The organism is Dysgonomonas sp. 521 (assembly GCF_010501055.1).
Taxonomy (GTDB): Bacteria; Bacteroidota; Bacteroidia; order Bacteroidales; family Dysgonomonadaceae; genus Dysgonomonas.
Genome location: NZ_QVMO01000050.1, coordinates 15850 through 32055, shown reverse-complemented (window position 1 = coordinate 32055; position 16206 = coordinate 15850). Strand labels below are relative to the sequence as shown.

9 protein-coding genes are annotated in these 16206 nt (G+C 42.0%); 4 read left to right on the top strand and 5 right to left on the bottom strand.

Annotated features, from left to right (window positions below; translation table 11 throughout):
* Nucleotides 1-609 precede the first annotated feature (609 nt).
* Complete coding sequence (locus D0T84_RS14235; protein ID WP_163308529.1) at nt 610-1287, bottom strand: porin family protein; 678 nt, start codon at nt 1285-1287, stop codon at nt 610-612.
* 213 nt (nt 1288-1500) lie between these two features.
* Nucleotides 1501-3489: an NAD(+) synthase gene (locus D0T84_RS14230; RefSeq protein ID WP_163308528.1), complete on the bottom strand. Its 1989-nt coding sequence runs from the start codon at nt 3487-3489 to the stop codon at nt 1501-1503.
* 1007 nt (nt 3490-4496) lie between these two features.
* Here D0T84_RS14230 and D0T84_RS14225 point away from each other — a divergent pair.
* The 3 genes from D0T84_RS14225 (at nt 4497) to ffh (ending at nt 8186) form a co-directional block, all read left to right on the top strand.
* Nucleotides 4497-5942 carry a hypothetical protein gene (locus D0T84_RS14225; RefSeq protein ID WP_163308527.1) on the top strand — a complete coding sequence of 482 codons (1446 nt, stop codon included), beginning with the start codon at nt 4497-4499 and terminating at the stop codon, nt 5940-5942.
* A gap of 480 nt (nt 5943-6422) precedes the next feature.
* A complete protein-coding gene (locus D0T84_RS23000) occupies nt 6423-6557 on the top strand; it encodes a hypothetical protein (RefSeq protein ID WP_255495167.1) in 135 nt (44 codons plus the stop codon).
* Nucleotides 6558-6866: 309 nt separating this feature from the next.
* Nucleotides 6867-8186, top strand: a complete 1320-nt coding sequence (gene ffh / locus D0T84_RS14215) for a signal recognition particle protein (protein WP_163308526.1) — start codon at nt 6867-6869, stop codon at nt 8184-8186.
* A 109-nt stretch (nt 8187-8295) separates the two neighbouring features.
* On the opposite strand, the gene trxB is transcribed toward ffh, so the two are convergent.
* From trxB to D0T84_RS14200, 3 genes are all read right to left on the bottom strand, one after another.
* Nucleotides 8296-9237 (bottom strand): thioredoxin-disulfide reductase, encoded by a 942-nt coding sequence (gene trxB, locus D0T84_RS14210; RefSeq protein ID WP_163308525.1) that lies wholly within the window; start codon nt 9235-9237, stop codon nt 8296-8298.
* Between the two features lie 112 nt (nt 9238-9349).
* On the bottom strand, nt 9350-9988 hold the full coding sequence (locus tag D0T84_RS14205) for a LolA-like putative outer membrane lipoprotein chaperone (RefSeq protein ID WP_163308524.1): 639 nt from the start codon (nt 9986-9988) through the stop codon (nt 9350-9352).
* 157 nt (nt 9989-10145) lie between these two features.
* Nucleotides 10146-12638 (bottom strand): DNA translocase FtsK, encoded by a 2493-nt coding sequence (locus tag D0T84_RS14200; protein WP_163308523.1) that lies wholly within the window; start codon nt 12636-12638, stop codon nt 10146-10148.
* 640 nt (nt 12639-13278) lie between these two features.
* Between D0T84_RS14200 and D0T84_RS14195 the strand changes: the two genes are divergently transcribed.
* Nucleotides 13279-16116 (top strand): TonB-dependent receptor, encoded by a 2838-nt coding sequence (locus tag D0T84_RS14195; RefSeq protein WP_163308522.1) that lies wholly within the window; start codon nt 13279-13281, stop codon nt 16114-16116.
* Nucleotides 16117-16206 lie beyond the last annotated feature (90 nt).

Sequence of the window (16206 nt, the reverse complement as noted above, 5' to 3'; positions counted from 1 at the left end):
ACTGCGTAACGCAGGAAGTGTATTGCTGACAAGTTGCTCCCCAGCAGAGCCTGTTTCCTCTTCAACTTCCTGATACAAATGTAGTTGTTTTTATGAAAAAAAATAAAAACGAAAAATAATACTCCGAATATTTGGATTACAACATAGAAGAAACTGTTTAAATTTTATTCGTTCAAATTTTTAGAGATGTTTTAGAGATGTTTATTTACATACGCTTCGCTCCTGTGACCGTTGGTTCTTTCTTGAAACGATAATAGCGGGCTATTTGAGTTGAAAGAAAGGAAAAAAACAGCCGAAAACAGACTAAAAATGAACGAAGAAAAAGATATAATAAAATATTCGTATAAAATTTAAACAGTATCTTAGACAGGCATTAGAGTTTGTATTGAACAAAGCATTATATATTTTATTTGCCATTAATTATAAATATGGTATCCGTAGGGGGTAGAGGCGGGGATTACCCGCCCGGTATTGCCCTTATACATATAAGGGCAGGATTAGCCTGCCCTTACAAAGTTGTCAATATTTAACTATTTAAAAATCAAATAAATAGCATCTTGCTCGATATAATGTATATTTATTATACTATAAGATGAACAAGACTCTTGCTTAGAATCTGTATCCTACCGACAGCGACGCTCCTTTATTCCTATAAGCCCTGTCGTCGAGCAAGGTGCTTAAATCGCTATTGCGCCTACTAAGGTCGAGGATACCATATTCGAAATCAAAGCCAACAGAAAATTTCTCAAACTCTAAACCTGTACCGAATCTGACTCCTGCATCAAACTTCTTTAATCCATCCTTGCCGAAGGTATCCTTTTCGGTCTTGGTGTTTTCTGTATCAACACCTTTATATTCCGTTTTGAGTGTCGTTTTTCCTCCTATCCCATAAGCTCCGTAAAGCCCTCCGCGAAAATATGCCTTGAAGTCGGTGTCTATTTCCAGTTTATAGGTCATCATCAAGGGCACATTGATATACTGCATGTTAAAGCGCTCAGACCATTTACCGGTCCCACCGTCAATGCTTTGCGACCCTTTCATAACTGTTCCTTTTGTGGTAAAGGTCACTTCTGTTTGCAAATAACCCGTTTCACTTAGTGCATATTCAGCTGTAAGCCCTATCTGGTAACCGGGCATTACTTTTTTGGTAGCCCCCTTCAATGTAGAAGTGTAAAGATTTCCTCCCGCCTTCACACCAAGCCGGAAATAAGGTTCGTCCTGTGCTGACAGGCATAAACTCTGGAATAATAAAAATGTAGCGAAAAGTAATTTGAGTATATTCTTCATAAACGATTGTTGTTGATTCAGTACTGGTCTTAAATAATGACGGGTAAACGAACGCACAAAACTAATATATTTTTTCCATCTATAAAACTTATTGTATCTTCTTACAAGCTAAACCCTCAAATTATTGAGGCTTATAGCGTTTCTGTAGAGAATGTATAGCACCGCGAGCGTGTAAGTTGAATTATATATCTATATAAACTCTATTAAAAAATTTTAAGGCGTCAATGTTTCCAGTTCTTTTATCCACAGCGCCACCGAAGCATCGCTCGGCATACGCCAGTCGCCACGCGGCGAAAGGTTTACCGAACCTACCTTTGGCCCGTCAGGAAGGCATGAGCGTTTGAATTGCTGGGAGAAAAACCGCCAGAAAAAGCTTCTCATCCATTTCAGTATCTCCGCGTTTTCATACTGCCCTTTGAAGGCATATCTCGCCAGAAAATAGATTTTAGCAGGGGAGAAACCAAAACGCAATACGTAATACAGGAAGAAGTCGTGCAGGATATACGGACCAACAACGTCTTCCGTCTTTTGCGCTATTTTCCCGTCTTTGTCGGCAGGTAGCAACTCAGGGCTCACAGGCGTATCTACCACATCCAGAAGGACGGCTTTAGAAACCTCATCCATGTGCGTGCCGGCAATCCATCCTACCAGGGTGCGTACCAGCGTTTTGGGCACACCGGTATTTACCGCGTACATAGACATGTGGTCGCCATTGTATGTACACCAGCCGAGAGCCAGTTCGGACAGGTCTCCCGTACCGATTACAAGGCCGTTTACTTTGTTGGCATAATCCATCAGTATCTGCGTACGTTCGCGTGCCTGCGAGTTTTCGTAAGTAATATCATGCACGTTCGCATCATGTTCTATATCCTCGAAATGCTGCAAAACGGCATCTGTTATAGATATTTCCCTGATTGTAACGCCAAGCGACCGCATCAGTTTTATCGCGTTGGTATATGTACGGTCGGTAGTGCCAAAGCCGGGCATGGTAATACCTATTATATTTTCACGGGATATTTTCAGTTTGTCAAATGTCTTTACCAGGACAAGCAGGGCCAGAGTAGAATCCAGCCCGCCGGATACACCGATAACGGCTTTCTGGATATTCGTATGCAGCATCCTCTTGGCAAGTCCGCCGACCTGAATAGAGAATATTTCATCGCAGCGTTCATTCAGTGTATTGTCGTTGGCCGGAACAAAAGGTGTAGGAGAAACAAAGCGTTTTAATCCGAATTCCTTTATCCCGGCATCTTTATCATCAGCAAAGAATTCAGCCGGAAGCATCTTAAAGAAGTTACCTTCGACAATAACTTTCTCGAACTCAATATTCTTTATTGCCCCATATTCAGACAAAGAGAACGATTTATTTTTCAGGCGGTCATTTCTTAACCTTTCAATATCTATATCGGCAACAGTAACTTTACTATCGAATGAGAAGCGCTCGCCCTCTGTCAGTATAGAACCGTTTTCGGCAATCATGCTGCTACCCGCAAAAATAATATCGGTAGTAGATTCTCCGTTTCCGGCCGCGGCGTATACATATCCGGCGATACAGCGTGCCGACTGCTGGCTGACCAAAGCTTTACGGTATAGATGTTTGCCCGTAGTCTCATTACTTGCCGAAAGGTTGAAAATAATTTCTGCCCCATTCAGGCACGCAATACTTGACGGCGGTATTGGAGTCCACAAATCTTCACATACATCGATAGAGAAACTAAACTCCGGTGTCTTAAATATCAGGTTTACGCCTACAGGAATACGGTAGCCACAAAGATTGACCGTTTTGTCCTTCAATTCCTCCGACGAAGAAAACCAACGCTTTTCGTAAAACTCGTTATAGTTGGGCAGGAATGTTTTAGGCACAGCGCCTGCTATACGCCCGGCACTTACAACCACCGCCATATTATAAAGGCGGTTGGAAACCTCAACTGGTAAACCCAGGATAACGGTTATGGATAAATCCTGTGTAGCCTCGCAGATACGCTCCAATGACTTTAATGCTTCATCCAAAAGCAAGCTTTGGAGAAATAAGTCGCCACAAGTATATGCGGTAATGGATAGCTCCGGAAAAACTATTGCTCTAACTCCGTCCTGTTCAGCCTTATTTATAAGTTTTATTATTTGGTCAGTATTATAATCGCAATCGGCGACCTTCAATGCAGGAGAAGCTGCCGCTACCCTGATAAATCCGTAATTGTTCATAAAATAGTTCATTATATTTTTACAAACTTACGAAAGATTCTAAATAAAGAGGTTATCCGGTCAGTCATTCTTTCTAATAATTGTAGGGTTTACACTTTGAAAAAACAGAAGCCATCTCGACTCTGTACTTAAAACCCCAGACGACTTCATTGATTTCTCCACCCCTAAATGTTAAATTATCCACCTCCACCTCCAAATACCAATACTTTTACTTACATTTGCCTCTAGTATAATAACTGAAAAAAAGTCTGTTACTATATAAGCGACAGACTTTTTGTTTTGCAATATTATCTATACTTCTGGTATATAGTTGTTTATGTCTTTATTCCGAAAAAAACAGCAATCTTCCGACCCTCTTTTATATCGCTGTTTACCAATCACTTATAAAATGTTTGACAATTGTTTGACAAATCAATTTCGGGGAGAGATTCTCAGGAACTAATATATCCTTATAATACAATGACTTAACCCTCGGCAGATACCCTCTGCCGGGCTTCCGTGTTTAACAAATTGTTTGACACGCGTTTTCATTTTTTTATTTTCTCACTTACCGACCTTATTATAAAGGCATTACAAAACACCTTTTCTGCTGTCTGTCACTTATATAGTGACAGACAGGAAAGATTAAACAAGGTAAAGTAACTATAATGTATTCACAACTACATCAGAAACAAAGATACATGAATTTTTTTAACATCCGGGGAGGCGATATTACCGTCTTGTTGTCTTCAACAATGTTGTCTTATTTGTCTTCACTTATTCTGCCCGCCGCTTGCGAAAGTAGTAGGGCGGAGCCTCCCCGTAATACACCCTCTCCTGCCTCCCCCGATAGGGGAGGTAGCGCAAGGCGGTCAAAGCAACTCAAATTAAAATATAATAAACAGAGCCTCTGCTTCCCCCTCTCCTGTGGAGAGGGTTGGGGTGAGGTGTATTATTCATCTTTCCATCTCTCCAGTCTCCTCCCCATTTGGGGGAGGCCGGGAGGGGGTGGCTTAAAAATTACTTTTATGAAAACAACTAAACACAAAAGACTGTGGCTATTAGCCGCAATTCTAACAACTACATGCTTTTTTACTATGCCCGCCATTCATGCGCAGGTGACCGTAGGAAGCAACAAAGAACCCGAAACGTTTTCGGCACTAGAGCTTATATCGAACGAAAAAGCCGGCCTGCGCATGCCACTGTTGACCACTGTGGAGCGTAATGCTATGGAGGCAACTTACAAATCCAATCCCGATAAAAACGCCTTGGCTAAGGGGCTTACTATCTACAATACGACAAATAACTGTATCGAATTCTGGAATGGGGAAAAATGGATATCAACTTGTGGGGGCGAAGTGCCGCCATATATACCGGCTCCGATAGACGGCAACTGCTACGCTTTTGGTTGCGCGGAGTATATGTTCACTTACCAGACAATGACACTGGTGGCTGGCTATAATACATTGCCCCAGCCTACCTCGTACCAGTGGGTGATAGACGGAAAGGTAATTCCCGATGCGATTGATGCCACTTATGCTTTCAATCCAGTAGAGGCTGGTATAGAATTGGAAGAGGATGAACTGGGCAACTGGAAGAAGGTGGTGCCTGTTACTTGCCAAATGGAGATAGATGGCGAAATGAAAGAGGCTGCCGCAAGTGAGATACTGATAGTGAAAGCCACTAAAGGAGTTTTGTCGCCAATCTATGTCTACGCCTGGGATGAAACGGGTACAAAGAAAGTGAAAGCTACCTTTGCTCATGTAAATCTGGGTGCAGAGGATGAAACCAACCCTTGTGACAATATGAAAGGTTATCTGTATCAATGGGGACGATGGAGTGACGATCATCAGTTAAGAAATTCTGAGGCATGGCCTCTATCGGGTGATGCAGATGATGGTACTATTGCCCAATACAATGATGATAACGTCCTTAGCGATTTAGATGTAAATGGGCAAGTAAAAGAAGGGAATGACAGGTATGGCAAATTCATAAAACATAAGGTACTTTCTCAAGAGCCTGAAAAACAATATGGAGATTGGCGTAGTACCAGAAAAGATAACCTTTGGGGTGACGGCACTGACAATTATAATCAAGCAAAAGCGACTCCCAGTGATCCATGCCCTTCTGGTTGGAAAGTACCAAGTCAAAAACAAATAGGTGCGATCTTTAAGGGAGGTCTTACCTCTGGGGAATCAACTACGGCTACGGCTAATACATGGAAATTGACAGATAATATTGGCCCTATTAAGACTAGAGGATATAAGGTGGCAGAAGCTTTATATTTACCAATGGCTGGTACTAAAGAGTATAATGTAGGAGTTCCCAGCCTAGAAAACGGCAATGGACGCTACTGGAGTAGTACTATATCTTTTGATGCTGCAAGATATCTATCTTTCTATGTAAAAGATGTCTATGCAGGGAATACTATTCATCGGGCACAGGGAGCCTCTGTGCGTTGTATTCAAGAATAACTATAAAGGTATACATTATATACCAGGTTGTCTGTTTTGGGCAACCCGTATTTTTTGCAGTTTATCTATACTATATTAGTTATGTGAATCAAGGGTTAAATGTGCTATTTTTTGTCCCTTTAGGGACTGAATATTGGTAGAAAGAAGCTTTAACCGGTTAATTGCGTGCCGTCAGGTACGCAATATCTACAGAACAATTCACATTTTGTACCTGACGGCACAAAAAAAAACGAATTTCACTCATGCTTCTACCAATATGATGTGCCTAACGGCACATTTAACCCTTGATTCGCATTAGTTAGTAATTCTGATAAAACCTTTCGTTCGGTTGCAGCAGTATTTGACAAATATTTTCTGAAAATAGGGGATAAAAATCCTGATTTTTATACGGCGATGCACCAGTTCACGAAAGAATATGCCGAAAAATTTAACAACGAAAGCCCGGATGTAAGCAACGTTTACTATCAGAGCTCTCAGTACATGACAAAAATTATTCAAACACGATTTGGAGACGATGTAGGGGCAGTGGCTTGTCCCTGCCCGCTTGTCATCGTTTACGGGCACCCACAAGGGGATGCCCCTACAGCAGGATATAAAATTTTGTCATGTACTTAGATCAGAGCTATATGTCGCTTATGAAAAATTGTTTCAGCCGCAGCCTTCTTTCTATATTTCATGAGGAGTATATACAAACAAGCGCAGAAGGGGTATCTCTCATGTAGATATGATAGATATAGCACGGGCAACTATAAAAACTTTGATGTGATAGAAACCTATATTAATATTGTTTCGGATTTAAAAAATAAAGGATTTTGATATTTATAATTTCAGATATACAGAAAACTATAGTGACTATTTTACTTTATAGCAAAAGTTTATATCTTTGTGCTCCTGTAATTTGATAATAAATAACAACCATACAATATGTTTGAAAGTCTAAGTAGTAGATTAGAACGTTCGTTTAAGATCCTGAAAGGTGAAGGAAAAATCACCGAAATAAATGTAGCCGAAACGCTGAAAGATGTACGCCGCGCCTTGCTGGATGCCGACGTAAACTACAAAACAGCAAAACAATTTACCGAAACTGTCAAGGAAAAAGCCATGGGGCAGAATGTGCTCACAGCCGTTAAGCCTGAGCAGTTGATGGTAAAGATTGTGCATGACGAGCTTGCCGCCCTGATGGGAGGCACAGCAACAGATATAAACCTGAAAGGCAGCCCGGCCGTAATACTTATGTCGGGACTTCAGGGGTCGGGTAAGACTACTTTCTCCGGTAAGCTGGCTAATATGCTCAAATCGAAGAAAGGAAAGAATCCGCTGCTCGTTGCCGGTGACGTTTACCGCCCTGCCGCCATTGAGCAATTAAAGATACTGGGAGAACAAATCAGCGTCCCTGTTTACTTCGAAGAAGGAAATAAAAACCCTGTACAGATAGCCCAGAATGGTATCAAGCAGGCAAAACAAAACGGTAACGACCTTGTCATCATAGATACCGCCGGACGTCTGGCTATCGATGAAGAGATGATGAAAGAGATTGCAGCAATCAAAGACGCTGTAAAACCGGATGAAATCCTCTTTGTGGTAGACTCCATGACAGGGCAGGATGCCGTGAATACCGCTAAGGAATTCAACGACAGGCTGAATTTCAACGGGGTTGTACTTACCAAACTGGATGGGGATACCCGTGGTGGTGCCGCGCTTTCTATCCGTTCGGTGGTAGACAAGCCGATCAAATTTGTAGGGACAGGCGAAAAGATGGATGCACTGGATGTATTCCACCCCGAGCGTATGGCCGACCGTATCCTCGGCATGGGTGACATCGTTTCACTCGTGGAAAGGGCACAGGAACAATACGATGAGGAAGAAGCCCGCCGCCTGCAAAAGAAGATAGCAAAGAACCAGTTCGACTTCAACGACTTTATAGGCCAGATACAGCAAATCAAGAAAATGGGTAACCTGAAAGAGCTTGCTTCGATGATTCCGGGCGTAGGTAAGGCCATTAAGGATTTGGATATAGACGATGACGCATTCAAGAGTATCGAGGCTATTATCTATTCGATGACTCCGAAAGAACGCTCAAACCCTGAGATTCTGAACGGAAGCCGCCGTCAGCGCATCGCTAAAGGTAGTGGCACATCTATTCAGGAAGTAAACAAGCTAATCAAGCAGTTTGACCAGACCCGCAAGATGATGAAAATGATGACCCAGATGAAGGGCGGCAAAATGCCGAAGATGAGAAGATAAAAATTTGCAGATTATAAAAAAAATCCCAACTGATTGAAACCAGTTGGGATTTTTTTATTGTCATATTAACTGTTGACTGCTAACTGTTAACTGCTAACTGTTAACTGATTTACAATCCTCTCTCGCTCAAATACCTCTCTGCTTCTATAGCAGCCTGGCAACCGCTACCGGCAGCCGTAATAGCCTGACGATAAACAGGGTCGGCAACATCACCCGCAGCGAATACCCCTTCTACACATGTCTTGGGAGTGCCCGGTGTAGTAAGAATATATCCTACCGAGTCAAGATTCAGTTGATCCTTAAATATATCTGTATTCGGGCTATGGCCTATGGCAAGGAAAAAGCCGTCAATATTGATATCGAATTTTTCTTCGTTCGGTTCGCCCATATTTCTTACAATATGTGCGCCTTCTACACCGTTATCGCCAAACAGGCCTACTGCATTACATTCAAACAGGACTTCGATTTTGGGGTTCTGCATAGCCCTGTCCTGCATCACCTTAGAAGCGCGAAGATATGGTTTACGTACGATAAGATATACCTTCTCAGCCAATCCGGCTAAGTATATAGCTTCTTCACAGGCAGTGTCTCCCCCGCCTACTACAGCAACAGTTTTTTTACGATAGAAGAATCCATCGCATGTAGCACAAGCCGAAACTCCCATACCCGCATATTTGGCTTCGTCCGGCAAGCCCAGATATTTTGCACTGGCTCCGGTAGCGATTATCACTGTGTCCGATTCTATTACTTTTTCTCCGTCTATAGTTACCTTTCGCGGATAAGACGTGAAATCTACGGCAGTAGCAACGCCAAAACGGATGTCGGCACCGAAGTGGGTAGCCTGCTTTTTCAGGTCTTCCATCAATTCCGTTCCCGTAATGCCTTCGGGGTATCCCGGGAAATTTTCAACTTCAGTCGTTGTAGTCAATTGTCCTCCGGGTTGTATTCCTTCATATAGTACCGGAGAAAGGTTTGCCCTCGATGCATAGATGGCAGCAGTGTAGCCTGCCGGGCCTGAGCCGATAATAAGACAGCGTACTTTTTCGTTCATGTTTTTATTTTATATGTTTCTGTTTATATTTTATGTAAAGATATAGAGATTATTTATATCTACAAAACCAATCCGGTTCTTATTTTCTATGCAATGATAAACATAATCTATCTTATCTGAGGTCTACTACCTCTGCTCTGGGATAATCTTTTTTATTGAACGAGAAGGTCGCATCAGGAATACTCGTCCCCGCCTGATAACTCTTGATAGACAATATGTTTTGCACACCAACCTTATCAGTAAGGGTGATTTTGGAAAAGATATTGTTTGCCTTGTCTATCTGCACCTGAATCTTCGAAATATCGGCGTTCTTCTTCTGAGGCGTCAATTCCACTTCCTGAATCGTTTTCCCGGCCAGCCTTTTTTCTCCTTTATACGTCAGGTTATAACCTTTCTTGTAAATGCCGAAAAGCATGGAAGGACTGATTCCCTGAAGTTCTTCGCCTGTAGGATTACTGATGTTCACTTCTTCTGTATCTTTTACATATACCCATTGTGTAGTCCCATCGAACCATGTAACAGCATCGGGTATTTCAATCTTAAATTTATCGCCTTTCATAAGAGCTTTTCCATCGTAACTATAAACAGTCTTTGCTTTAGTGTCTTTCGAATCTAAAGTAAAGCTTACGGTAACCCCTCCGGCCTTATTATATGCGTCAGCGGCTTTATCGAGTATAGAACGTGCATCCTGTGCCGAAATGCTTAGAGTAAAAACAGATAGCGCGATAAGTGATAATAGTCTTGTTTTCATATTTTGCTTTGTATGTTTAAAACAAGGTCACAGACCTATTTATTATATTGAACGTTCCGTATTAAGTACTTTTTATTATCTACTTAGACATTTATTCTGATAAAAAGTTTAATTAAATATTAAACCTTAATCACATACAAAAAGTTCAAATGGCATTTTATAAGAATGAATTCAATTTCTGCTCAAGGCTATACTCATCTGTAATAAGCACATCACGGGCTTTGCTGCCCTGTGTTGGGCCTACAATGCCTGCCACTTCCAGTTGATCCATCAATCGTCCTGCACGGTTGTAGCCTATCGAGAATTTGCGCTGTATCAACGATGTGGAGCCCTGCTGGTGCACAACGATAAGGCGAGCGGCTTCGTCGAACAGAGGATCCCTGTCGTTGAGGTCGATACTTCCCACTTTGTCGTCTCCCCCTTCGCCGACAAACTCAGGCAGTTCGAAGGCGTGCGAATAACCTTGCTGGTTCCCTATATATTGTGCGATGCCTTCCACCTCCGGTGTATCCACAAACGCGCACTGGATACGCACCAGGTCGCTGCCCTGCGAAAACAGCAAGTCGCCGCGGCCAATCAGCTGGTTGGCCCCCGACATATCGAGGATTGTGCGGGAGTCTATCTGTGACGTCACACGGAAAGCCATACGAGCCGGGAAGTTTGCCTTAATGGTACCTGTAATAATATTTGTTGTGGGACGCTGTGTAGCTATTACCATGTGCATGCCTACGGCACGGGCTTTCTGCGCGATACGGGCAATCGGCATCTCTATTTCTTTTCCGGCAGTCATAATCAGGTCTCCAAACTCATCGATAATAATTACCAGATATGGAAGGAAGCGATGCCCCTTCAATGGATTCAGACGGCGTTTCCTGAATTTTTCATTATACTCTTTTATGTTGCGCACACCGGCGTTCATCAGCAGTTCGTAACGGTCGTCCATCTCTTTTGTCAGCGAGTTCAGTGTTTGCGTCACTTTCGATACGTCCGTGATAATCGCCTTTTCCGCGTCAGGCAGCTTTGCCAGATAATGCTTCTCTATCCGCGAATAGATATTGAATTCCACCATTTTCGGGTCTACCAGCACCATCTTCATTTCGGCCGGATGCTTTTTATACAGCAGTGACGTTATTATCGCGTTCAGTCCCACCGATTTACCTTGCCCTGTCGCACCCGCTACCAGTAAGTGAGGCATCTTGCAAAGGTCGAACATGAAAATTTCATTGGTAATCGTTTTACCCAGAGCCACAGGCAGGTCGTATGCACACTCCTGAAACCTGCGCGAGGCTATTACCGACTGCATGGATACTATCTGCGGGTCTTTGTTCGGAACTTCTATCCCGATAGTACCCTTGCCGGGCATAGGTGCGATAATACGGATACCGAGAGCCGACAGGCTCAGGGCTATATCATCCTCCAGATTCCTGATTTTGGAAATACGCACACCCGCCTTCGGCACTATTTCGTATAATGTAATCGTTGGGCCCACTGTTGCCTTAATAGAGGTAATCTCAATGCCGTAATTCTGCAAAGTTGTGATAATCTTGCTCTTATTGGCATTCTGCTCCACCATATCTACACCTTTACCCGTAGTATCATATATTTTCAGCAACTCGGTAGACGGGAAATGGAAATTAGATAAATCTTTGGTCGGATCGTAATCTTCCATCTCCTCCCCTTCGGGCAAAATATCAGATATATCGCCTGCAACGACAGGCTCAGGTGTTGCGGCAACAGGTGTTACAGGCGTATTCCTCACAGGCTGTACAGATTCTTCATCTTCAGGAACAACTATTTCGAAGTCATTGTCTACTTTTACAGAAGCAGGCGTCTTTGCCTTGTTATTTTTTTCGACCGGAGCCGAAGCCGGAACGATATATCCTTCATCGGTAACAGTCACCTCCGGTTCGGATTTAACCTCATCTTCTTTCTTTTTTTTCTTAAAAAAGCTAAACCAGTTTTTCTTTTCTTCTACCGGAAGCTCTTCCTCATAATAATCATTCACATCGTCAGATGACGGATTATTATTCTTCAATGGATTTTTAAACAATCCCCTGTAAAATTCCATTGACGTTTTTTTCGTGATGATAAGGAATATAATCAGTAAAAGGAGAATAGCCATAATGACCCCAGGTATGCCTAACGCCGACTCTAAGAGCCTTTCAACTTCCGTCCCGTGCGCGCCACCCCAGAATATATTGCTGCCATCGGCTACCAGCCGTGATATAAAAGCGCAGGTAATAGACCCCCAGATAATAGCGTAAGCGATAAGGAGAAACGACCTGATTGCTGAAATATTAATTACGCGCATCAGCTTCAGCCCCATCAGTATAAGATAAACCGGTATCAGAAGCGAGAATACGCCAAACCAGCCATTGATAAACCGTTCGGCAATAAATGCGCCTACAACTCCCGTCCAGTTGCTGATCGCCTGTTTTTGAGTGACGAGATCAAGAAAATATTTATTTGCCACCTTGCTTTGATCCACGGCACCGGTAAAAAAGAATGATATTTCGCCAAGCAGGATGTATGCCCCAATGAAAGCGAGGCAGACACCTAATAGAAATCTGGTACGCTCTTTCTTTATAAATTCGATAAAAGACGTGCCTTTATTTTGAGTTTTTTTCTTCCGAACAGTTTTTTTTGCCATATAGTGAAACAGATTCCCCCTTTTATTTAAAATACGTAGTAATTCCGTCACAAAGATAACGCTTTTTCAGAAAGAATATCTTCGCTTGTTTTTATCTTTTACAAAGAATTCGTTCGTTCACAGATTACTAACTCACTGGCTTACCGGAATAATTTGTATATATCTGTGCATGGATGTACTTTGTCCCGAAGGGACTGAACAGTACTGACAATAAAGCAGAAAATTGGCTTATAATAAATACCTCAGCCCCTAATTCGCATATTTAGCTCCCCCGTACACTTTTTTCCTATAGAGTATTGATTGTTTTTCATCAGGAGAATGATCCTTTCTGTCGATTATTATTGCCGGAACAAACTATAAGCTATAATTTTAAAAGATGAGAGTGTGTTAAAGTCCGATGATAGTTTGATATAGAAAAAGATAATTATGCTAATCAAGGGTTAAAAAACAATCTTCTGTTTTGCCGTCAGGGTTCTAAGTCCGCGAAGTGGGCTAAAGGTGGACAATAAGATTCTGTGTTTTTCAATCCTTGATTAGCATTAATTATAAAAAAATAATAAAATAAATATTCTTTATTAAACCTTTTCGGTTTTTGATAGTCAGACCTTGACAGTTAGATAATTTACATTAATAGGAAATAATGAAAAGGAATATTCCCTTACTCCTGTTCTTTTGCATATTCTTAGGACTAAGTGCACAAGCGCAAACCAATGCGATCACAGGAACGGTATTTGATGAGATAAAAGAGCCTGTAGAAATGGCCAGTATAAGAATTCTGAATGCAAAAGACAGTACCTATGTTACCGGTACAGTTACCAATATGAATGGGAAATTCAGCGTTGGCGTGAAGCCGGGGCGTTACATTGCGCAAATATCATTTATAGGTTATCACGATCTGTTTATTAACGCGAATGCTCAAAAAGCAGTTTCAGTAGGCGACGTCTATCTCAAAGAGGATGCCATTATGCTTGGCGAAGCCGTGGTAGAGGCCAAGGCGATAGAGATTCAGGTAAAAGGCGATACGCTGGAATATAACGCGGACTCATATAAGGCACAACAAAGTGATGTGGTGGAAGATATGATAAAACGGATGCCCGGAGCCGAGATTGACGAAAACGGAAAAATTACGATTAACGGGAAAGAGGTAAAGAAATTTCTTGTTGACGGGAAAGAGTTTTTCAGCGACGACCCTAAAGTCGCGTCCAAGAACCTTCCTGCCAGCATGGTAGACAAACTTCAGGTACTGGACAGGAAATCGGATATGTCGCAGATGACCGGCTTTGATGACGGAGATGACGAAACCGTTATAAACCTTACTATAAAAAAGGGAATGAAAGAAGGTGTGTTTGGTAACGCTTTTGCCGGATTAGGGAATAAGAACCGGTACGAAGCCAACGGGATGGTCAACTATATGCGCAACAACAGCCAATATACAGCGCTTGGAGGTGTAAACAATACGAATAATGCCGGATTCTCCGATTTTGCGTCAAATATGTTTGGCGGACGTGGCGGAGGAAGGATGAGATTTGGAGGCAATAACGGGGTTGCCAAAACGATCAATGGCGGATTTAACTTCGCTACCGAACATTCCGATAAATTGAAATACGGGGGAAATATCCGTTACGGCTCGGTTGACAACGATGTTTCCACTACTTCCAGCAAACGGTATACTGGTACCGACCAGCAAGAGACAACCACCTCTTACGGGAATAACAGGAGTGATAATTTTGGCGCGAATCTCCGCTTCGAATGGACACCGGACGATAAGACAAAAATTATATTCAGGCCGAATGTACAATACAATAAAAACCGTAACGACCAGGTTTCTGAAAGTGAGACAATTTTTGCGGAAAATACAACAGAGAACTATTCGGAATCTTCCCATAATACTTCAGATGGGAAGAGCCTATCCCTGAGTGGGAATCTGGACATTAGCCGGAAGTTGAACGATGCCGGACGTACATTGAGTTTTACTTTTTCCGGAGGATTAAGTAATTCCGACAGCGAAGGATATGATTACTCGCATTCACAATATGCCGATCCATCAAAGAAAGACTCTATACGCGACCAGAAATCGTTGCAGGATGACAAAAGCTACAACTGGCGCGCGTTTGTTTCGTATGTTGAGCCTTTGGGCAGAAATAATTTCCTGCAACTGACTTATAATATAAGAAACAATCACTCCGAAACAGACAGACGGGCGTACGATAAGGATGCAAACGGCAACTATAATGTGATTGCAGAAGCATACACCCGTAATGTAAAAAATGACTTCCTCAACCAAAATATATCCTTAAACTTCAAATCGGTAAGGGAAAAATTTGATTATACTTTAGGTGTCGGACTGGAACCGTCCCGCTCTAAGACGAGTATTGTCCAGCCCGGAGAAGAAGAAAAAGATATTAAGCCTAGAAATTTCCTAAGCTTTGCACCAAACGGGCAGTTCAACTACAGGTGGGATAAGAGGCACAACATCCGGTTAGACTATAGCGGAAGGACAACCCAGCCGACAACTACCCAGCTGTATGACGGTATTATTTCCCAGAATGGATTTAATGTAACCTATGGTAATCCGGATTTGAAGCCAAGCTTTGCACACAGGCTAAGGTTGCGTTACCAGAAATTCAATACTGAAACAACTTCCAATATGATGCTCTTCGGTAATTTTAACTATACCAATAATGCGATAGTTAATATTACGACATACCAGGGCCAATCCAGAGAAACTACCTACAAGAATGTAGAGGGTAATATGAATGGTAACCTGCGTTTTATTTATAGCACACCATTGAAAAACAAGAAATTCTCTTTCAACAGCATGACAATGGGAGGATATCAGCGGGATAATACTTATGTTAATTCCAACGATATTACATCCAAGAATAAAGCAGACATTTATAGCCTTCGCGAAAATATAGGGTTACAGTTCCGTACCGGCTCATTGGATGATAAAATAAAAACACTGAGAGATACGCGTGTATTGTTTAAGATTGATGGGAATTTCTCTTATAATAACATCAAGAATACGATTTCCACAGAGTCGGATCAGGAAGTATTCACTTATGGAGGCAAGGGCGATTTCTCTTTCTATCTACCTTACGGATTCACTCTTCAATCTGACGTACAATACTCGACAAACTCAGGATATTCCTCAGGTTATAAACTAAATGAATGGTTGTGGAATGCTTCACTGACTTATGATATGGATTCCATGTTAAAGGGTATTTTCAAGAACAGATATACAGGAAACACCTCTGTTCGCTTCAAAATCTATGATATATTGCAGGAAAGAAGCAACATCAGCAATCAGCAAACCGCGCAATATATACAGGAAAGCTATTCTAATACAATCAATAGTTACTTCATGGTTCATCTAACATACAAATTCCAGATATTCGGCAAGGGAACCAAGAAGGAAGATATAAACATGGATAGCGGAAGGGGCTGGGGCGGAAGAGGTCCCGGTGGCCCAATGTAATAATGATAATATAAATTGAATCCGTAGTCGCAAGCTACGGATTTTTTACTTACAATGTGGGGCAGTAGTTGAGTTTGTTTAAACTATATG

Coding starts and splice junctions, on each gene's coding strand:
- ffh (WP_163308526.1), top strand. CDS start 6,867: ATGTTTGAAAGTCTAAGTAGTAGATTAGAACGTTCGTTTAAGATCCTG.
- D0T84_RS14235 (WP_163308529.1), bottom strand. CDS start 1,287: ATGAAGAATATACTCAAATTACTTTTCGCTACATTTTTATTATTCCAG.
- D0T84_RS23000 (WP_255495167.1), top strand. CDS start 6,423: ATGACAAAAATTATTCAAACACGATTTGGAGACGATGTAGGGGCAGTG.
- D0T84_RS14230 (WP_163308528.1), bottom strand. CDS start 3,489: ATGAACAATTACGGATTTATCAGGGTAGCGGCAGCTTCTCCTGCATTG.
- D0T84_RS14200 (WP_163308523.1), bottom strand. CDS start 12,638: ATGGCAAAAAAAACTGTTCGGAAGAAAAAAACTCAAAATAAAGGCACG.
- D0T84_RS14205 (WP_163308524.1), bottom strand. CDS start 9,988: ATGAAAACAAGACTATTATCACTTATCGCGCTATCTGTTTTTACTCTA.
- D0T84_RS14195 (WP_163308522.1), top strand. CDS start 13,279: ATGAAAAGGAATATTCCCTTACTCCTGTTCTTTTGCATATTCTTAGGA.
- D0T84_RS14225 (WP_163308527.1), top strand. CDS start 4,497: ATGAAAACAACTAAACACAAAAGACTGTGGCTATTAGCCGCAATTCTA.
- trxB (WP_163308525.1), bottom strand. CDS start 9,237: ATGAACGAAAAAGTACGCTGTCTTATTATCGGCTCAGGCCCGGCAGGC.